The sequence below is a fragment of the Muricoccus nepalensis genome (assembly GCF_006438825.1).
GTDB classification, from domain to species: Bacteria; Pseudomonadota; Alphaproteobacteria; order Acetobacterales; family Acetobacteraceae; genus Roseomonas; species Roseomonas nepalensis.
On the sequence record NZ_RCZP01000020.1, the window covers coordinates 13,211 to 31,995 of the forward strand.

15 protein-coding genes are annotated in these 18,785 nt (G+C 65.6%); 10 read left to right on the forward strand and 5 right to left on the reverse strand.

Annotated features, from left to right (window positions below):
* The first annotated feature begins 713 nt into the window (after nt 1–713).
* Complete coding sequence (locus EAH89_RS17975) at nt 714–1,358, forward strand: ParA family protein (protein ID WP_140885096.1); 645 nt, start codon at nt 714–716, stop codon at nt 1,356–1,358.
* 1,084 nt (nt 1,359–2,442) lie between these two features.
* Here the strand turns inward: EAH89_RS17975 and EAH89_RS17980 are convergent.
* The 4 genes from EAH89_RS17980 to EAH89_RS17995 are packed head-to-tail and all read right to left on the reverse strand — an operon-like array spanning nt 2,443 to nt 5,646.
* Nucleotides 2,443–3,204 carry a DUF6602 domain-containing protein gene (locus tag EAH89_RS17980; protein WP_140885097.1) on the reverse strand — a complete coding sequence of 254 codons (762 nt, stop codon included), beginning with the start codon at nt 3,202–3,204 and terminating at the stop codon, nt 2,443–2,445.
* The gene (locus EAH89_RS17985; protein WP_140885098.1) at nt 3,201–4,139 is read right to left on the reverse strand and encodes an AAA family ATPase; all 939 of its coding nucleotides are present in this window, start codon (nt 4,137–4,139) and stop codon (nt 3,201–3,203) included. The genes EAH89_RS17980 and EAH89_RS17985 overlap by 4 nt, the downstream gene beginning before the upstream one ends.
* Entirely contained in the window at nt 4,139–4,654 is a 516-nt protein-coding gene (locus tag EAH89_RS17990; RefSeq protein ID WP_140885099.1) for an HORMA-1 domain-containing protein, read from the reverse strand. The genes EAH89_RS17985 and EAH89_RS17990 overlap by 1 nt, the downstream gene beginning before the upstream one ends.
* A gap of 5 nt (nt 4,655–4,659) precedes the next feature.
* On the reverse strand, nt 4,660–5,646 hold the full coding sequence (locus EAH89_RS17995) for a CBASS oligonucleotide cyclase (protein ID WP_206667595.1): 987 nt from the start codon (nt 5,644–5,646) through the stop codon (nt 4,660–4,662).
* Between the two features lie 146 nt (nt 5,647–5,792).
* Between EAH89_RS17995 and EAH89_RS18000 the strand changes: the two genes are divergently transcribed.
* The 5 genes from EAH89_RS18000 to EAH89_RS18020 are packed head-to-tail and all read left to right on the forward strand — an operon-like array spanning nt 5,793 to nt 9,752.
* Nucleotides 5,793–5,987: a ribbon-helix-helix protein, CopG family gene (locus EAH89_RS18000; protein ID WP_206667596.1), complete on the forward strand. Its 195-nt coding sequence runs from the start codon at nt 5,793–5,795 to the stop codon at nt 5,985–5,987.
* Nucleotides 5,987–6,610 carry a GNAT family N-acetyltransferase gene (locus EAH89_RS18005; protein WP_206667597.1) on the forward strand — a complete coding sequence of 208 codons (624 nt, stop codon included), beginning with the start codon at nt 5,987–5,989 and terminating at the stop codon, nt 6,608–6,610. Before EAH89_RS18000 ends, EAH89_RS18005 begins: the two co-directional genes overlap by 1 nt.
* 5 nt (nt 6,611–6,615) lie before the next feature.
* Nucleotides 6,616–7,116, forward strand: a complete 501-nt coding sequence (locus EAH89_RS18010; RefSeq protein WP_140885102.1) for a helix-turn-helix domain-containing protein — start codon at nt 6,616–6,618, stop codon at nt 7,114–7,116.
* A complete protein-coding gene (locus tag EAH89_RS18015) occupies nt 7,113–8,030 on the forward strand; it encodes an ImmA/IrrE family metallo-endopeptidase (protein ID WP_140885103.1) in 918 nt (305 codons plus the stop codon). Before EAH89_RS18010 ends, EAH89_RS18015 begins: the two co-directional genes overlap by 4 nt.
* Nucleotides 8,031–8,036: 6 nt before the next feature.
* A complete protein-coding gene (locus EAH89_RS18020) occupies nt 8,037–9,752 on the forward strand; it encodes a diadenylate cyclase (protein WP_140885104.1) in 1,716 nt (571 codons plus the stop codon).
* Between the two features lie 26 nt (nt 9,753–9,778).
* Here the strand turns inward: EAH89_RS18020 and EAH89_RS18025 are convergent, their stop codons facing one another.
* Complete coding sequence (locus tag EAH89_RS18025) at nt 9,779–10,498, reverse strand: recombinase family protein (protein ID WP_140885105.1); 720 nt, start codon at nt 10,496–10,498, stop codon at nt 9,779–9,781.
* 168 nt (nt 10,499–10,666) lie between these two features.
* Between EAH89_RS18025 and EAH89_RS18030 the strand changes: the two genes are divergently transcribed.
* From EAH89_RS18030 to EAH89_RS18050, 4 genes are all read left to right on the forward strand, one after another.
* Nucleotides 10,667–15,712 (forward strand): DEAD/DEAH box helicase, encoded by a 5,046-nt coding sequence (locus EAH89_RS18030; RefSeq protein WP_241667083.1) that lies wholly within the window; start codon nt 10,667–10,669, stop codon nt 15,710–15,712.
* Nucleotides 15,713–16,295: 583 nt separating this feature from the next.
* Nucleotides 16,296–17,009, forward strand: coding sequence for a recombinase family protein (locus tag EAH89_RS18040; RefSeq protein ID WP_140885106.1), 714 nt, complete (start codon nt 16,296–16,298; stop codon nt 17,007–17,009).
* Nucleotides 17,010–17,323: 314 nt separating this feature from the next.
* Nucleotides 17,324–18,142 carry a hypothetical protein gene (locus tag EAH89_RS18045; protein ID WP_140885107.1) on the forward strand — a complete coding sequence of 273 codons (819 nt, stop codon included), beginning with the start codon at nt 17,324–17,326 and terminating at the stop codon, nt 18,140–18,142.
* Between the two features lie 444 nt (nt 18,143–18,586).
* Nucleotides 18,587–18,784: a type II toxin-antitoxin system ParD family antitoxin gene (locus EAH89_RS18050; RefSeq protein ID WP_140885108.1), complete on the forward strand. Its 198-nt coding sequence runs from the start codon at nt 18,587–18,589 to the stop codon at nt 18,782–18,784.
* Nucleotide 18,785: the final 1 nt, after the last annotated feature.

An 18,785-nucleotide genomic window follows, 5' to 3' on the forward strand; every position in this document is an offset into this window, starting at 1 on the left:
CTTTGGCTTCGGGCGGAGCTTTGCAGGTAGGGAGATGGTCCGAGCTTATGGATCACCTGCTAGCAAGAGAATGAGCAGGGCGCTCCGCCCTGCCCTTCTGCACTGCTCAATGTGACGCGTGATGCGTGATGCACCATTCATTCACCACGCATCGGGGGTGCATCTAGGGTTTTTGCTGGGAGCTTCCATTGTGCCTCAAGCGTCGTTATTAACATGGAAGCGATCGCCCAATGGCGCGACTAGAGCACCGGGGTGCTGCTCCGGGGATCGTCTGGGTCAGAGTTAGCTCTTCAGCGGGGCACCTAGCAGCCGAACTTTCCAGCCCACCCGGGCCGTCATTACCGCTTCAGGGCCTCTGGCCAGCAGATGGATCACCAAGTTGGTCTCGATGCGTGATGCACGCATCTACCAACGCGCACGCACACCCTTATAGTCGCCTTGATGCGTCATTGTGATGCGTGATGCGTGACGCACACCAAAACCTTGAATTTGCTGGTTGCACCTCAGAACATTGGCGCGATGCGTGCCCCGTTAGCCACGATGCGTGTTGCATTCATCGTGATGCACCCATCACCTCCTGACAGAGACGGACTTGGTCGGGCAAGGTGCCGCTGAAGAAACGGTGGTGCGGGGGCACGGCCGACCTACAACGTAAAGCGTGCAGAACGATGCGTGATGCACGCATCGCGCTCGGTCAGGGGAAGAGGGGATCAATGCGTAGAATCGTTCTCGTTCAGCAGAAGGGCGGAGCTGCCAAGACGACGCTATGCGTCCACTTAGCGGTAGCCGCTGAGCAGGCCGGTTTTAAGACGGCCATCATCGATACTGACCCGCAGGGCAGCGCCTCGGCGGTCTGGGGTGCAGCGCGTGGTGACGTGGCCCCGCCGGTAGCGGCGGTGATCGCGGCCGAGCTGCGTGAAGCGCTGGAGGCGGCGGAGGCGGAAGGCTATCAGGTCGTCTTCATCGACACCGCGCCACATACGGCTCCGGCGATCGAGGTAGTGGCCCGCACCGTGGATCTGGCCATCGTGCCAGTGCAGCCTTCCATCTTGGATGTGGCGGCCACCCAGCGGACAGTTGACCTGCTGAAGGCTAATAAAGTGCCTGCGGTCGCTGTCATGACCCGGGCTCCGTCCCGGCGAGACGAGGAGACCAACGAGACTGAGAAGGCGATGGCGGCGCTCGGCCTGCCGATGCTCTTCAGTTGGATGGGTGAACGGAAGGTCTACCGCCGAGCGCTGACCCAGGGGCAGGCCGTGGCCGAGTTCGATCCGAGCAGCAAGGCAGCCAAGGAAATTAAGCAGATCTGGAAAGAAATCGAGAAGCTGGGCACGAGCAAGGTGAAGGCCGCAGCATGAGCACCGCTCCGAAGAAAGGCTTTTCGGATTTTATTAGACGCGATGCACCAGCCGCTTCAGGTGCCCCATTAGCGCCCGTTCCGATGCTACGGGAAGTTCCCCCGGCGCCACCGCTGGAACCCGAGGCCCAGACGCTTGCCGCCGATCCCGCGCCTACCGCAGTTCCGGAGCGGGTCCGACAGGTCACCTCAACCGGACGAGTGCGGACCCATAGCGCGAGCCGGCAACTGCCTGGCGTAACGCTGAGGCTTTCCGAGGGGCGGTGGGAGCGGCTGAAGATGCTTTCCATTCAGGAGCGCCGCCCGATCCAGGACATTCTGGGAGACGCCATGGAAGCGTACATGAAGGGCAGGGGTCTGCCGTGGTGAGTGCCACATACATCGAGATGTGTGATTTGTGATGCGTGATGCACGCATCATGATGAAGGGTTAACGTGCTGGAATTACTGTCGTTGCGGACGGTATGAGCGGCGCTATCAATCCCCATGGCAGTTGCCTTTCCGGGCCTTGTTGCCTTTAAAGAGGACCTGCAGCCTCGACCGGCTTAGGGTGACCGCCGGGAATTTCTCCGCAGCTTGATGGAATCGAAATTCAGGACCACCACGTCAATAATTCGGTTTGATAACGCGTATTGTCGGGCCCAAGGGGAGGGGGCGGTTACCACAGGGGGCGGGCTCCGGGCACACTCGGGGGGCGCGGAACGGCGGCAGAGGGGTCGCTCCTCCCTGCAGGCTGAGCAGGACAGGACGGTAGGGACTCTGGTGGGGACAGCGTCGAGATCGTCCGCAAACACATAGCTTTTCTTGCCTCTGCCGGCGAGGAGCGCAGCGTGACGGAGCGCCCCGATCGAGCCCGCCGGCCGTCCCCTCGGCGGTGGTGCGGCTGGCGGCAGGCGCGGTCCCAGCGGAAGCGCTGGCGGTGCTGGCAGGCCCGGTGGGCGAGGCGGTAGCACGCGCCGCGGGCTATGCCGGGCGGGCGCTGTCGGAGAATACAAGGCGCGTTTACGCGTCGGACTGGTGCTCAGCTGACTGGCAGGAACGGCGAATCACGCTGCGCCTTGCGGCGAGAAAAACGGTTGCTGGCGTCTAGGGGGGGACCTTAGGCGAAGGCGTATCGAGCGTGGCGGCGTACGCGGACCAATCAATGGCGGGGACGCTCCCCAACGATTGCAGCTTGGCCAAGAGGCGAAAGAGGAACGATATCAACGCCCCCTTGGCGGAAACGATGCGGAGTTCCTCGTCAAACCGGTCAAACGCGCCGTGTTCCAACGCGCACCCGCAGTCTAAACGAGCTTCCGAATCCACGGGAAGGTTCTTCAAGAACGCTTCTCCTAAACCGTCGGCCCAGCTCGACCTCGACGCGAGGATCCCGGCGACAATTGGAAATGGCACCTTGGGTTTGAACGTGCCGCCCGCGTGCGAGATGGAGACCGACGTCCGTCGAAGCTTTCGCACGGATGCCGCCTTGTCCCCCGCGTATTCGAGGTAGTTCTTGTCGATGTGTGGCTTGCTCTCGAACACGGCGTACACCGCCTCGGCGGGGATGTAGCGATGGTTTTGCTGGTCCAGGAGCGTCGGCGTGAAGTGTTTGTCGAACACAACGACGTCAATCTGCTGGCTCCGACCGCCGCGGCTGTCGATGACGAAGCCGGTCGCGACCTCGTACCGCTTAGGCAGGTAAGAGCGAAAGACCGCGATCCAGTGGTCCTCCTTGACCGCGCCCTGGGTCGGGAAGTGCGCGATGGAATCGGACGCGAGCTGGAGCTTCATCTCCAGCTCCTTCTGCACGCCGATGAACGCACCCCGCATCCAAGCAGTGTCCGCCGCTGGGTCGTCGTCCTGGCTCATGGAGTCCCCTCCCTGAAAGGCGGCGTCGGGCGCATCGAACGCGCGATCTCGACGGCTCGCGCTCCGTCCACAGGCCGGGAAGGGTAGGCGTCCAGGACTATGGCGGGGACGAGGCGTTGCGTGAGATCGGAGAAGGTGCACCCGTATTCCCGACCGCCCACGGAGCCGGTCGCGTCGGCCATCTCGTCCAGGCAGGCGGGGCTAAGGCCGAGGCCGGCGAGCCGGGACGAGAGGACACCGCGCCTCTGCTCGGCGCTGGGGCGCGCGAAGCTCAACACCTCCGCGGCACGGCGCCGAACCGCGGGATCGAGCGCCTCCAGCCTGTTCGTGCACATGACCACGGCCGCCGGCAGCTTGGCGTTCGCGAGCCGATCCACGCCCCGTATGAAGGCGTTGACCCCCGCGCGGTCCTCGTGGTGCATCTGCGCGGCCTCGCGCGACTGGGCGAGCGCGTCAGCCTCGTCGACAAGCAGGATCACCGCCCCGCGCGCCTTCCCCGCCGGGGACGCCAACCGCGCCGCCGCGCTCGCGGTCTGCTCAAACGCCGCGGAGAGGAGCTGGGTCATTTCACCGACCCGGCCTTGCCCTCGGCTTGCCAGGCTGAGGGGCAGAAGGGTCACCTCCAGACCCTCCTGTCGGGCGACCGCGTCGCCGACCGTCTCCGCGAGCTCCGTCTTCCCCGAGCCGACGTCGCCCGCGAGAATGACCAACGGCGGGCGGCGCAGGACGGCGTCGAGAGCGGACCCTGCGTCCGGGTGGTGGCGCTTGGCCCAGGCCACCAAGCCGCCGGGGTTGACCAGTAGCGCGAGAATCTTGGTCAGGCGTTCCTTTTGCTCGTCGAGGCCGACGAGCCGCGCCAGCCGTGCCTGTGGTTCGGGGTCCGGGTAGAGGATGCACCGCTCAAATAGGCCATCCGCGGAAGGTGCCCCAGTCATCAAAACCCCCTGACGCTGGCGCGGCTCAGCGCGCGCCCTCCCGACGAGTAGGTGCGGTCGTCCACCAGATAACCGGTGACCCCAGGTTCGGACGCCCCGACGCGACGGAACGGCATCCGGTCCTTGAAGGCGTCCCGCTCGTGCTGGGCAAGGGCGTCCCACTTCGCGCTGTAGGTCAGGTAGCTGTGAAAGCTGGCGCCCTGGATGTTGGCCCCCGGCCGAACCTTCCCGGGGTCGTCGTCCGCGGCGGCGCCACCTGCGAGGTCGCGAGCGCTGTAGCGCAGGGCGGGTTCAACCCAGTTCCCGTCGCGCCTGAAGCCAAACGTGAGGATGCCCAAGTAGCCCTCCCTGATCAGCTCAACGGCCTCCGCCTCGAACTCCGCAATCTTAATGTCCGATGGCTGGCCATAGAAGCGCTGCATCCTCTTCAGGTCGGTGGCCACCTTCGCGGCCATGTGCCGGGCGTGCGTGACGGTGAACGTCGCGGTCGCGGTGAGCGTGTAGCTGTGGGACATGGATCTCACGCCTGGAAGGAGGGGCCGAAGACCTTCTGCCAGTAGGCGACGGTCTCGTGCTTCGTGGGGGCGGCCAGCGCCGCGTCGATGGCGTCGCCGGCATCCTGGGCCGCCTCGACGATCGCGTCAGCGTTGGCCGCGGTGTAGAGCCGGGCGACGTTGTTGCCCGCGTTCACCGGGTCGATGATCTGGACCTCGTCGGGCAGCGGGCCCGCGCCCGACGGCCGGTAGTAGTCGCCAAAGACGATGCGCTCGCGGAAGTCGCTGACGGCGATGTAGGTGAAGAAGCTCAGAAGCGCCTCCGCATAGTCGTCAAAGCTGCAGCCGTCGTCACACAGCTTGGCCAGGACCATCTCGATCATGAAAGACTTGAAGCGGAAGCCCTCGCGTTCAGCCTTCATCCGGCGAGCCCAGAACTTCGCCAGCCGCACCACCTGCGCGAAGTGCTTTCCGTGCCGCTGCTTTCGCTTGGCCGCGAAGTCCAGGTGCAGCGGGATGCTGGTCCGCAGGAGCGAGCCGTCGTCCTGGCTGACCAAGTCCCCGTACCACAGCGGGTCGCCGTCGTAGAGGATCGGGACGACGTCCACGTCGAGGCCGCTGCCCCGGAACGAGACCGTCACCGAGTAGGTCTGCGGCTGGATTTGGTTAGGGCTGAAGTTAGGGAATGCCTTGCGCAACCGCGCGGCGAGGTAATCGAGAAGGGCCGCCGCGTCTCTCGGGGCGTTCACCCCACCGATGTAGCACGCCACGTCGATGTCGTTCAGCGAGCGGAGGGCCGTCCCTTTCGCCAAGCTCCCGGACAGGAGCATCTTGCGAAGGGTGAAATCGGGATGTTCGGCGAGGTAGCCCTCCAATCGCTCCCGCAGCCGTCGGGCCTGGGCCCGGAACTCGTCCGCCTTCTCCTTCGGCAGGTTCACTCTCTCGGCCGCGAAGGCGACGATCTCCCTTTGAGAGACGTGTTGACGACCCATAAACGCGATCTCCCCCGCCACGACCCCATGCCAACCAGCATGTCAAATCATTTAATGGCTATTTTTTGGCCATTCAAGGGGGATAAAATTGGCCTGTTATACTTGACAAGTTTAGCCAAACCCCTTATGTGCTCGCGGCGGAGGACAGTATGACAGCAAAGCGGACAATGACGCTGAACCTCACGGACGCCGAGATGCGCGCGCTCGACGAACTGTCGGCCCGAAAGGACGTCAGCAAGACGGCCGTCCTGCGCCAGGCGCTTCGGCTGTACCAAGCGGTGGAGGCCCGCGTCGAAAGGGGCGAGAAGCTTCTCTTCGAAAACGAGGCGACGAAGGAGAAGGCCGAGTTGATGCTGGTCTGATGGTTGACGTTTCCACCATCTATCTTGTCGACGGAGCCACAGGGTCCGAAGTGCGGGCCGAGCTGCGCGATAGCATCGAGGACGCACAGCTGGTGGACTGGCAGCTCAAGTGGCGGCCCGCGCATGACGCCCTGATCCGGGAGCTGATCCAGAAGGGCGTCTCCCGCCAGCAATGGCCGCAGAGCTCGCACTGGGACTGGCGGCGGAAAGCGGCGCAGGTCCAAGGCCTGCTCGCGTTTCGGGGCTTCTGCGTTTTGGCGGACGGCGAGACGCAAGGCATGGCCCAGGTGGAGCTGACAAAATCGGCTCGGGCGCCCGTGCAAGCCGGCAAGCCTATAGTCTACATCGAGTACCTCGAGGCCGCGCCGTGGAACTCTCCCGAGCTTGGTCGGGCACCCCGGTACCGAGGGGTGGGCACGGCCCTCCTCAGCGCGGCCATCGCGCTGAGCGTTGAGGAGGGCTTCAAAGGCCGCATCGGCCTTCATTCCTTGCCTCAGGCCGAGGATTTCTACCGCCGACGCGGGATGGTCGATCTGGGTCCCGATCCGGACCCGGGCCACCAGCACCTGCGCTACTTCGAAATGACGGCCGAACAGGCCCGTGCGTTCCTCACAGAGGAGTGACGACGATGAGATTGGAGCGAAGCAAGGAATGGTGGCTGGCCCGCGCTCGCCAAGAAGGCGACGCTGCGGTCGGTGCGGGCCTGCTAGCCGCGAATCCGGCGGTGGAGCAGCATGGCTTGGAGGCCCAACCCGCACCCGCCGAGGAGACGCGGATCGCGTTCGGCAGGTTCGTGAACCTCATGCGGCGGAGGCGGGGCTACTCCGTGGAGCAGCTGGCGGAGGCCGCCTGCCTGGAAGCGAGCGAACTGCTCGTCATCGAGGAGGATCGGCACTACGTCCCGCAGCTTCGCACCGTGTTTGAACTCGCAAGGACGTTCGAGGTGCCTCAGCAGCGGCTGTTGCAGCTCGCGGGGCTCGCGGTCGCCAACGACGACGGATTGAGGAAGGAGGCGGTCCGCTTCGCGGCGCGCTCGGAGTCCATGCAGCGGCTGACCTCGGAGGAAAGCTCCGCGCTCGAAGCCTTTGTGGCCGTCCTGAGCGAGCAAGGTCCAAAGCGCGCCCGGTGAAGGTCGTCAGCCTCGCGGCCCGCACCCGCGCCGACATCGACGCGCAGGTCGCGAAAGTGCTTCGCGGCCTCGGCAACCCCGAGCCGCCGGTCGATCTCCGGTTCGTGCGCGAGCTGCTGCGCCTGGACAGGGATTACTACAGCACGACCGACGACGGGGTGCTGCGGGCGACGCTGTCGCGGATGCTCGTCGCGGGCCGGCAGGTCCTGCAACGTCCGACGCTTCTGCGGGATGCCGTGCGTTCCCTCAGCCTCAAGGCGCTGTACCTGCCCGACCAAAAACGGATCCTGCTGGACCGCGACCTGCCGGCGTTGAAGCACCGTTGGAACGAGGCCCACGAGATCGGCCACGACATCATCCCGTGGCACGCCGGCATGTTCTTCGGGGACACCGCGGTGACGCTGACGCCCGCGTGCCATGAAATAATGGAGGCGGAGGCGAACTACGCGGCAGGCCAGATGCTGTTTTTGAACTCGCGCTTTCCGGAGGCCGCGCTCTCCGGGCCGCCCCGGTTGGACAATATCAGGGCCCTCGGCAAGCTGTTCGGGAACAGCCTGACGTCGACGCTTTGGCGCTTCGTCGAACAGGCGCACGACGGCAAGCCGATGGTGGCGCTCGTATCGGGGCACCCGCACCCCGCGCGGCGCAAGGAAGATTTCGATCCTCTCCACCCCTGCCGCTACTGCGTGGAATCGCCGCCCTTCCGCGACCGGTTCGCGGGCGTTTCGGAGGCCGGGTTGTTCGGGCTAGTGTGCAGCTACGCCGGGGCGCAGAGCGGCGGGCCGCTCGGCGAGGGAGAAGTCTTGCTTGCCGACCAAAACGGCGATGACCACGTCTTCCACTTCGAGACGTTCTTCAACGGGCACGAGGCACTGACGCTCGGCGTCTGGCTGCACGCCCGCATCCGCCTTTGACCCGACATGCGGGACACGATCAACCTCTTCATGTGGGGCTACCAGCAGCACTTCCGACACTCGCTGCTGACCCGGACCAACGATGTTCTGCAGCTGCTCGGCGCCGACGGTCAGGCCAAGGGGCTGCTTGTCGGTGTGCAGAGCGAGAGCGATCCGGGTCGCCATCCCGTGTGCGTTGAGCCCGAAGACGAGGAATGGCCGCTCGCCCTGTTCTCGGGCCTCCGCGAGGAAGTCGAAGAGAAGATTCCCGTCCACCCCCTTCAAAGAATGTTCTACGGCGACGCGGCCACGAACCGCGACAAGCCGGCGAACATCCGGCGGTCAACCATCACGGAGGCTGTACGACGTCGGCTTGAAGCCGCCGACCAAGCTTCCGGCGTCCGGACCTTCTGCGGCCTCGCGACCTTGGTCGAGGGATACTACGTCGTCTGCGCCCTTCAGCTACAGGCCCACTTGCTTGAACGGTTCCCGTCGGTGACGTGCACGGTCAACGGCCAGGCGTACGACACCAGCCTGCTTTTCCGCTGCGCCGACTTCCTGCTGGCGGAGGGCCAGCGCGCCCTCCTGCTGCCGGAGCCCGGGAGGATGATCAACGATGACGGCATGCGGTCTGCGTCGGAGATCGTTCGCGCCGCTGCGTCGTCGTTCATGCGCTCGCCTTTCTTGGGCGACTGGCGGTCCGTGGGCGACCTGTTCGGTGCATTCGAGAGGCTCTCGCAGGTGCTGTACGAAGGCACCGTCAACCTCGGCCGTATCGTCCTCGCCGCGTCCGACGACCCCAACGTGGAGTACTTACTGCGGCTCCGGAGGCCGGTGCCTTTGTCACAGCCGCGATGGGCGCGGAAGCTTCTGCAGATGTCGGACCGCGACGTTGGCTTGGTCTCAGACGGTTTGAACATCTTCGGCCTTGGCCAACTCACCGACGTCAGCCCCCCGGCCTACTGCGTGGACTTCCTGGATCGGCAACAGTGGGATTTTCGCCGGGGAGACCAAGTCCTTCTGCGGTCGCGCTTCGGACAGGCGCTCCTCCCGCAGGAACCGATCGGCCAAGAGCGGTTCAAGGAAAACATGCGGCGTGTGTTTCCTGGCATTCGCGCCACCGAGGTGGCGCGCTTCGCGGAAGTGCTTGCCCACCTCGTGGAGTTCCGACGCGGGAGCTTGGTCGTCATCGCGAGTGATGCCGCGGAGGAAGCGCGGCGCCTCGCGCCGCAAGCAACCGTCATAGAGCCCGTTTCGCTCAGCCGCGAGCTCATCACGCGGGCGACCGAGATCGATGGTGCGCTCCTCGTCAGTCCGGACGGGCTCTGCCATGCGGTCGGGGTGATCCTAGACGGCGTCGCGAAGGAGGAGGCCGCGTCCTCACGAGGTTCGCGCTACAATTCCGCCGCGCGGTACGTGATGGGCAGTGCAAAGTCGCGCATGGCCTTCGTGGTGTCCCACGACCGATCCTTGGACGTCATCCCTTTGCTCAAGCCCCGCGTGTCGCGGCGGGCGCTGGGCGAGGCGGTGGATGCCCTCTGCGCTTCCGACAACAAGAGCTACCACAAAGCCCGGAGCTTCCTCGACGATCACCGCTTCTACCTCGCAACCGATCAGTGCGAGCGCGTCAACGCGGCCTTGGACCGGATCGAGTCGGCCCCTCGCGAGGTTGGCCAGATCGTCGTCCTCACCAACCGTTTCGAGCCCGACCCCGCCATGAGTGACGAGTACCTGACGGACTGAGGCCTGCGCTGCATAGGGTGGACGCTTCAGCCAGGGCCACTCCGTTTGACCGCGGCACGCTGATAGCGGCCGACGACGCGTCCGACCTGAGACGGATGCCAGCGCGCACCGCGTCCGGACGGCGTGGGCACGCCCCTGGCGTCCGAAGCGTTGGCGATTTCTTGCAGAGTAGACGTCCCTGCTGTCTTCGCGCTTTCGATGAATGGCAGCACATCGGCGATTCGGTCGCGCGAGCACGCCGAGCGCACGGCGTTCGCGGCGCGCGCCTGCGCGTGCGAGCCGGCGCGGAGGTTCGGGTTGCCGAGCCGGACGCCGCGCGCCTTCGCGGCGGCGAGCGCGGCCTTCGTGCGTGCGCTGATTATGCGCGCCTCCTCCTCGGCCACGGCCGCGAGAATGTGCACGGTCAACCGGTTCACGGTCGGCATGTCGGCGGCGACGAACTCGACGCCGCTCTCCAAAAGCCCCGACACGAAGTGGACGTTGCGCGCGAGGCGGTCGAGCTTGGCGATGACCAGCACGGCGCAGTGTGCGCGCACGGCGGCCAGCGCCGCAGCGAGCTGTGGGCGGTCCTTCTTCCTTCCGCTCTCCACCTCCACGAACTCAGCCACCACGACGGCGCGGGACACGCCGGCGACGTGGGCGGCGACGGCGGCGCGCTGGGCCTCCAGGCCGAGGCCGGAGCGCCCCTGCTTGTCGGTGCTGACCCGATAGTAGGCGACGAAGCGGGCTGGCGGAGAGGCGGTCACGGAGCGGAAAGCAGGTCCCGCTGGGTAGCGAAGGCCCGACGGTGCCCTGCGAGACCCGTTTTTACAACCCCAAACGACCGTTTGAGGGATTGTGAGTTATCCTGCGACGTCCCGAGCGACCCTGCCTGCGGGAACCATGGGGCTGTGGTAGGGATGGGATCCTTTGGAATGCAGATGGAGCAAGGTGGGGACGTGGCGCATTCGCTAAGAGATCTGCTTGCAAGATACCGGGCTAGCGCGGCGACGGAACGGGAGAAGGGGACGTACTTCGAACGCCTTGTCGCGACCTGGATGCGGAGCGCGCCGACGCAACGCGATCTCTACAGCCGCGTGCTGACCTTTGCCGAGTGGGCGAAGGAGCGGGGGGAGGACGCGACCGACACGGGGATCGACCTCGTCGCGCAGCTCGCGGACGCGCCTGACGCGTGGTGCGCCGTGCAGTGCAAGTTCTACAAGGAGGGGCACCGCCTCCGGATGGAGGACATCAGCGGCTTCTTCGCCGCCTCCGGCCGCATGCCCTTCGTCCGCCGCGTCTTCGTCGACACGACCGGCGTTAACTGGACCGACAACGCGGAGGCGACGCTCCACGACCAGCAGATGGAGACGCTCCGCATCTCGCTGACGGACCTTGAGGACAGCGGCATCGACTGGGGCGCCTACGCCGACACCGGCAAGGTCCGCCTCCACGACAAGAAGCAACCGCGCCAGCACCAGCGAGACGCCATCGACTGCGTCCGGGAGGGCCTCGCGAAGGCGGACCGCGGCAAGCTTATCATGGCCTGCGGCACGGGAAAGACCTTCACCGCTCTGAAGATCGCCGAAGAACTGGCGGGGAAGGGGGGCCGCGTCCTCTTCCTCGTCCCCTCCCTCGCCCTGATGCAGCAGACCGTCCGCGAGTGGTCCATCGACAGCGGGGTGCCGCTCCGCTCGTTCGCTGTGTGCTCCGACGCCCAGGTCGGGGTGCGGCGGGGGAGGGCCGACGATCTCGCCGACATCGACGTCCACGACCTCGAGATTCCCGCGACGACGGACGGCTCGCGGCTCGCGGCGAAGGCGACCGCCACGGACTCCGAGCGGATGACGGTCGTCTTCTCGACCTACCAGTCCATCCCGGCCATCTCGGTCGCCCAGAAGAGGTTCGGCCTCCCCGAGTTCGACATTATCGTCTGCGACGAGGCCCACCGGACGACGGGCGTGACCCTCGCCGGCGAGGACGAGAGTAACTTCGTCCGGGTCCATGAGCAGGACTACATCGCCGGCCGGAAGCGCCTCTACATGACGGCGACGCCGCGCGTGTACGGCGAGGCCCTCCAGCAGGTCGCCCGCGATGCCGACGCCGCCCTCTGCTCGATGGACGACCCGGCCCTCTTCGGGGAGACACTCTTCACCCGCAACTTCGGCTGGGCGGTCCAGAACGGGCTGCTGACGGACTACAAAGTGATCGTCCTCGCCGTGAATGAGGCCGACGTGAGCGCGAGCCTCCAGGCCCGCCTCGCCGACGAGAACAGCGAACTCCTCCTCGACGACGCGACGAAGATCGTCGGCTGCTACAAGGCCCTCCTCAAGTCGGACTTCGCGCCTGACGCGGGCGGCGACTCGACCCCGATGCGCCGCGCCATCGCTTTCGCGAAGAGCATCGCCGCGTCGAAGCTCGTCGAGGCCGAGTTCTCGAGGGTCGCGTCCGACTGGCGCGCGGCGGTCGAGGCCGAGGCGGACGGGGACGCGCTGCCCGCCCTGGAGTGCCGGGTGAAGCACGTGGACGGGGGCTTCAACGCGAAGGCCCGCGACCAGCTCCTCTCCTGGGTGAAGGAGGACACGGGCCGCGCCGACGAGTGCCGAATCCTCACGAACGCCCGGTGCCTCTCCGAGGGCGTGGACATCCCCGCCCTCGACGCGATCATGTTCCTCCACCCCCGGAAGTCGCAGATCGACGTGGTCCAGGCGGTTGGCCGAGTCATGCGGCGCGCCGAGGGCAAGCGGATGGGCTACGTCATCCTCCCCGTCGGCGTCCCCGCGGGGGTGGAGCCGGAGGACGCGCTTGACGACAACGAGCGCTACCGGGTGGTATGGCAAATTCTCAATGCCCTTCGCTCGCACGACGAGCGCCTCGACGCCACGATCAACAAGATCGACCTCGGCGTGGATCCCGGCGACCGCATCGAGGTCGTCGCCGTCACGAACCATCTCCCGGAACGAGCCGAGCCGAAGGTCAAGGGGATTGGGATTGGTCAGGGAGGCGGCGCGGGGGACCACGAGCCGGGCGACGAACCCCGCCAGCCGTCGAGGGTGGCAGGAGGTGAGCAGGGGAGCTTCGCCTTCGACGAGTTCTCCCGCGCGATCCTCGCCCGGATCGTGAAGAAGTGCGGCACGCGGACTTACTGGGAGGACTGGGCACGTGACGTCGCGCGCATCGCGGAGATCCACGTCACCCGAATCAAGGCTGCGGTCGAGGCCGCTGGGAGCGAGGAGAAGGCGGCGTTCGATCGCTTCCTCGCCGAGATCCGGGACGACCTGAACGACTCCATCACCGCCGAAGAGGCGATGGAGATGCTCGCCCAGCACCTTATAACGCGGCCGGTGTTCGAGGCGCTGTTCGAGGGGTACTCCTTCGCGGCTAGCAATCCTGTCAGCCGCGCCCTCGAGGGCGTCCTCGACGTGCTCGACCGGCAACACCTCGAGAAGGAGGCCCAGGGCCTCGGGCGCTTCTACGACAGCGTGCGGTCACGCGCCGCGGGCATTGAGGATGCTGCGGGGAAGCAGAAGATCGTTCTTGAGCTCTACGACAAGTTCTTCCGCACTGCCTTCCCGAAAATGGCAGAGCGGCTGGGCATCGTCTACACACCCGTCGAGGTTGTCGACTTCATCCTCCGCTCCGTGGACGAGCTTCTACGGGAGAACTTCGGAGAGACGCTCAGCAGCAAGGGGGTCCACGTCATCGACCCCTTCGTCGGGACAGGCACCTTCATCACCCGGCTGCTGCAGTTGGGCCTGATCCGGCCGGAGGACCTGGAGCGCAAGTATCGAAGTGAGCTGCACGCAAGCGAGATTGTGCTCCTCGCCTACTACATCGCCGCGATCAACATTGAGGCAGTGTATCATGCCGCCGCGGGCGGTGAGTACGTTCCCTTTGAGGGCATCTGCCTCACCGACACCTTCCAGCTCTACGAGGGTGAGCGCGACCTTGTGAGCGAGTTGATGGCGGACAATACTACTCGACGGGTGCGTCAGAAGAGGCTGCCGATTCGGGTCATCGTTGGTAACCCGCCGTACTCGGAAGGTCAGAAGAGTGAGAACGATAACGCCGATAACCTGAGCTATCCGGTTCTCGACGGCCGCATCAGGTCCACCTACGCCGCGCGCTCCAGGGCGAAGCTGGCAAAGGGTCTTTACAACAGCTACGTGCGGGCACTGCGCTGGGCGAGCGACCGAATGGGACCAGCGGGCGTCGTCGGCTTCGTCACCAACGCCGGCTGGGTGGATGCGAACATGGCCGACGGGCTCCGCAAGAGCCTCGCCGACGAGTTCTCCTCAATCTACGTCTTTCACCTGCGCGGGAACCAGCGCACGTCAGGCGAGCTCTCGCGCCGTGAGGGGGGTAAGATATTCGGCCAGGGCAGCCGCGCCCCAATTGCGATCACCATCCTCGTGAAGAACCCCGAAGCGTCCGAGCAGGGTGTGATCCACTTCCACAACGTCGGCGACTACCTGTCGCGCGAGGAGAAGTTGGCCAAGGTGCGCTCACTCGGCAGCGTCGGCGGGCTGGAAGCAACGACGAGCTGGCAGCGCATCTTGCCCGACGTACACGGGGATTGGCTCGGCCAACGCGACGCAGGCTTCGACCGGTTCATCTCGATGGGCGACAAGTCGGGGAAGGGCGCTGCGCTGTTCGAGCGCTTCTCGCTGGGTGTGGTAACGAATCGCGACTTTTGGGCTCGAAACCCGAGCCGGGCGGCCTTAGCCGCCAACATGGCCGCGATGATCGGCACATACAACGCTGAGCTGGAGCGCTTCAATGCGGCGTATCCAGCGTCGGATCGGCGGGCGCGCGAGAATGCGGTTGACCGTTTCGTGGACAGTGACCCGAAGCGCATTAGCTGGACTCGTAGTCTCAAAGCGGACTTGGTCAGGGCCAAGCGCCTCGACTTCGACGCGGGTGCGCTCGTCCGCAGCCTCTACCGTCCCTTCTCAACGTACTGGCTTTACTACGACAGACGGCTCAACGAGATGGTTTACCAGATGCCGCGCGTGTTTCCGATGCGGGATGCGTTGAAGGTAAATCGGGCAATCTGCATCGCCGCGCCCGGACACATCGGCGGGTTCAGCGCGTTGATGACCGACGTTCCTCCTGAACTCTGCGTTGCTGCCATGAAGGGCGGAACGCAGTGCTTCCCGCGTTGGCTTTACGATGCGGAAGTATCAGCCGGCGCGGACGGCGAGCTGGGCCTGGCTGGAACTGCATCGCCCGAAGATGGCATGGGCCGGCGGGACGCGATCACCGACACGGGTCTCGAACACTTTCGTGCCTCATATCCCGGCGATGCCGTCTCCAAGGACGACGTGTTCCACTATGTTTACGGCATGCTGCACTCGCCGGAGTACCGCGCCCGCTTCGCCGACAATCTCACGAAGCAGCTACCACGCATCCCGACTGTCGGATCGGCTTCTGCGTTCCGCGCCTTCGTTTCGGCTGGCCGCGAGCTGGCCGATCTGCACGCCTGCTATGAACAGGCGGAGCCCTACCCTGTTACCATCGAGCAGGGCGCCTTGGAGCTTGCCCATGTTTCCGACCCGGCGAAGTTCTTCCGCGTCGAGAAGATGAGGTTTGGTGGGAAGCGGCCCAAGCTCGACCGCGCGACGATCATCTACAATCCCAACATCACGATCACCGACGTCCCGCTCGCGGCCTACGACTACATCGTGAACGGGAAGCCAGCCATCGAGTGGGTGATGGAGCGGCAGGGGATCAAGACGGACCCGGCGAGCGGCATCGTCTGGGACACCAATTCCTTCGCGAACGAGACCATGGGAAATCCGGCATATCCCTTTGAGCTTCTCTGCCGCGTGATCACGGTCAGCCTCCGCACGATGGAGATCGTCCGCTCGCTCCCACCGCTCTACATCGAGCAAGACAACGATATTGGTGCTGCACCAGATCCAGCAGGCGAGGAACGAGTGCCGGCGGAGGTGCCAGGGATGGCTGACGCGGCCGAGTAGGGCGGGAGGACGGTCTGGGGCATTTCGATGCCGCTGAATCCCGTTCCTCTCCTCTGGGTCACTTCAGTCCGAGGCCCTCGCCGGATGGTACGCTGCTGCGGCGAGCGGGCTTTATGCACAACCAAAAGGGTTATGGACGATCCTATGGATCGCATTGACCCTTATCATTGCCTGCGCCCAAAAAGGTTGCTATGCGGTCCGTGTGCCACAGTTAGTCCCGACAACGTGCCGAGCCGCACGCGCGCTTCTCGATTGGCCGCAAAGTCGGTTGGCTTCAGCCGCTGGCGTCGGCATCTCGACGGTCAAGGGTTTCGAGAGTGGCAACAAAGCACCGATGCGGAACAACATCGTGGCGATGATGTGCGCGTTGGAGGAGGCCGGCGTCGAGTTCATCCCCGAGAACGGGAGAGGGGCTGGGGTGCGGCTCCGAAAGCCGTCGACAAATAATCAGGTCTGAGGCTCTTCAATCCGCCGAACGGACAGGTCGGATTAGGGGATGCTCCATCCTCAACCCCGATCCTCCCATTTTACAATCCGTCAAAACGGTCGTTTGGGGTTGAAAAATCGACCTGGGTGAGGCCCGATCACGGCCGTCCCAGCCCGCCGGAACCCCCGTGCCCCTCCGCGCTTCGTCGCCTACGTCCGCGTTTCGACCGAAGGCCAGGGCCGCTCCGGCCTCGGGCTCGAGGCTCAGCGCGAGGCCGTCGCCCGCCACGTTGCCGGCGCAGGCGGCGCCATCAGCGCCGAGTTCGTCGAGGTGGAGAGCGGGCGGAAGAAGGATCGGCCGCAGCTCGCGGCCGCCCTTGCGGGCTGCCGCGCCAGCCGCGCCACCCTCGTTATCGCCAAGCTCGACCGCCTGGCCCGCAACGTCGCCTTCGTCTCGGGCCTGATGGAGAGCGGCGTCGAGTTCGTCGCCGCCGACATGCCGGCGGTGAATCGCCTCACCGTGCACATCCTCGCCGCCGTCGCCGAAGAAGAGGCACGCATGATCTCGGCGCGGACGAAGGCAGCGCTCGCTGCGGCGAAGGCTCGCGGCGTGCAGCTCGGCAACCCGCGCCTGCTCGCGCGCGACCCCGTCGCTTCTGCAAAGGGCAACGCGGTGCAGGTGGAGGACGCGCGGCGACGTGCTGCGGTCGTTCTGCCGTACATCGAGAGGGCCCGTCGTGCGGGCGCAGTGACACTTGCAGAGATTGCAGAAGCCCTCATGGCGCGCGGTGTGTCGGCACCGCGCGGCGGGCAGCGCTGGGCGCCCGCCCAGGTCCGCCGGATCATGCTGACAGCCTCGCAGTTCGTTTAGGGAGGTAAGCACTTTCCCGACGCACGGCAGGTCCATGCTGAGGGCAACTTCTGGATCCCGTAGCACCGGAACCGAAGGTTCGCTTCAGCGCCGACATACCCTGATTCTGTCAGAGTGTTATCGACCCTCTGCAGACATTGCTCCTCACTCAATCAGCAAACAGACAGCGGAAGGGTTGGCTCGGAAATCTTGCGAAGAGAGCTTCCCTGAACCATAGGAGCGAGACGGGTGATGACGCGACGGGGGAGATTGAGGCGGGAACGGCGGTACCGCTCCCTCGTCCGGCATGGCAGTCGCCATGCGGGATTGACCCGGTGAGTTGGCGTTTCTTCGCACGCATCCTTCTCTGGATCGCGGCCATCGCTGTCGTGGTGCTGCTCGCCCTCCTCATCGTCGTCGATGAGGCGTTCAAGCCGGGTACACCGCTGTCGCGCTTTCAGCAGCGCATCGAGAGAGCCCGCATCACCACGGTCCTCGACCGGCCGCAGGTGCTCGACGGCATCCTGTTCCCCGCAAGGACGGAGATCGTGTGGGAGACCCCCTCTCACCGTCGCGTCGCCTCCGCGCGGCTGCGCTCCCCCGCTGACATCCTCGGCGTGCGCGCGACCTACCTTCGGCGCATCGCGGAGGGTGGCTGGATCGTCGGCGTGGCCGAGGCGACCGAAATCGACGGCTGGCCCTGCGCGAAGGGGGAAGTCGAGCTGACGGCGGCGGGGCAGCTGTGGGACTGCGAACTCCTGGGCACTCCATCGTGGCAGGGATGGCCCCTGCCCGAGCACACGGGAGTCCGTCCCAGGCCGGATATCCACCAGGTATGGCTGACCCTGCCCTTCGCGTCGCCGCTGGACATGCCCCTGGAGGCTCCGGTCGTGGGAAAGCTGCCCTGGATTATCGCGCTGAACGACGACGGCTCGCCCTTCGGCGCCACCTACGCCGACGAAGCGCCGTACCGCGTCGCGAACCAGGAGCTCTCGGGCGACGTCAAGTGGGAGTACGACCCGGCGACCAACGGGATGGGACGCCAGCGCCCGCCCGTGGCAGTCAGTGGCTTCGTGCACGAGGGCGGGGTACGGCGGCACGTCGTCCTGCCCTGGCCGGGGTCGACGACGTCAGAGCGGGGGGAGGGCCGTTGACGCAGCGTGGCCGGAAGGCCGGCAACTGGTGCCCCCTCACGGGCCGTCGCAACCGCGGGCAGAGACGGGTGAGGTTGTAGAGCCGGTCCCTGGCGTCCCCGTCATGTCCTGCGCTGAAGGTCCGTTTCCCACCCCACCCGGCGCTAGGCTCTGGCAGGAAGGCTAGCGCGGCAGGCGACCCTTAGCAGACTGTCTAGGTGACGGCCCGAACGGGCGAGTTTGGCCGAAAGCGGCCATTCTGCTTTGATGCCTGCGGTGCGTAAAGCGGCCAATCCTTTCGGGCAGATCCCTTTGAGCAGCAGGCTGCGGCGGCATAAGCCCTTCCAAAAGGCCAAGCAGACTGGAGCGATGCAGCGCAACCTCGACGCCGGATGGTCGCTTAGGAGAGGCGGTATGACCACCTAACACCTGATAACCCTCGCTCACACTCACCGAAGGCCAGATATGCCTGCCAGCGACCCACTGACGGTGTCTCTGACACCTGAGCTCCGACGCTTCATCGACGCTCAGGTAGCCACGGGCCGCTATCAAACGGCGAGCGAGGTTGTTCGTGTTGGTCTGCGGCTTCTTACGGCGGTCGACCCGCCGCGCGAGCTCGATCATGCCCGGGCGCCTACGACGATCATTCACAAGAAGACCTGAC

Excerpts from the sequence above, each read along its gene's own strand:
- EAH89_RS18020 (WP_140885104.1), top strand. The coding sequence starts at position 8,037 with ATGCGGGACACGATCAACCTCTTCATGTGGGGCTACCAGCAGCACTTC.
- EAH89_RS17980 (WP_140885097.1), bottom strand. The coding sequence starts at position 3,204 with ATGAGCCAGGACGACGACCCAGCGGCGGACACTGCTTGGATGCGGGGT.
- EAH89_RS17975 (WP_140885096.1), top strand. The coding sequence starts at position 714 with ATGCGTAGAATCGTTCTCGTTCAGCAGAAGGGCGGAGCTGCCAAGACG.
- EAH89_RS18000 (WP_206667596.1), top strand. The coding sequence starts at position 5,793 with ATGACGCTGAACCTCACGGACGCCGAGATGCGCGCGCTCGACGAACTG.
- EAH89_RS17985 (WP_140885098.1), bottom strand. The coding sequence starts at position 4,139 with ATGACTGGGGCACCTTCCGCGGATGGCCTATTTGAGCGGTGCATCCTC.
- EAH89_RS18005 (WP_206667597.1), top strand. The coding sequence starts at position 5,987 with ATGGTTGACGTTTCCACCATCTATCTTGTCGACGGAGCCACAGGGTCC.
- EAH89_RS17990 (WP_140885099.1), bottom strand. The coding sequence starts at position 4,654 with ATGTCCCACAGCTACACGCTCACCGCGACCGCGACGTTCACCGTCACG.
- EAH89_RS18010 (WP_140885102.1), top strand. The coding sequence starts at position 6,616 with ATGAGATTGGAGCGAAGCAAGGAATGGTGGCTGGCCCGCGCTCGCCAA.
- EAH89_RS18030 (WP_241667083.1), top strand. The coding sequence starts at position 10,667 with ATGCAGATGGAGCAAGGTGGGGACGTGGCGCATTCGCTAAGAGATCTG.
- EAH89_RS18050 (WP_140885108.1), top strand. The coding sequence starts at position 18,587 with ATGCCTGCCAGCGACCCACTGACGGTGTCTCTGACACCTGAGCTCCGA.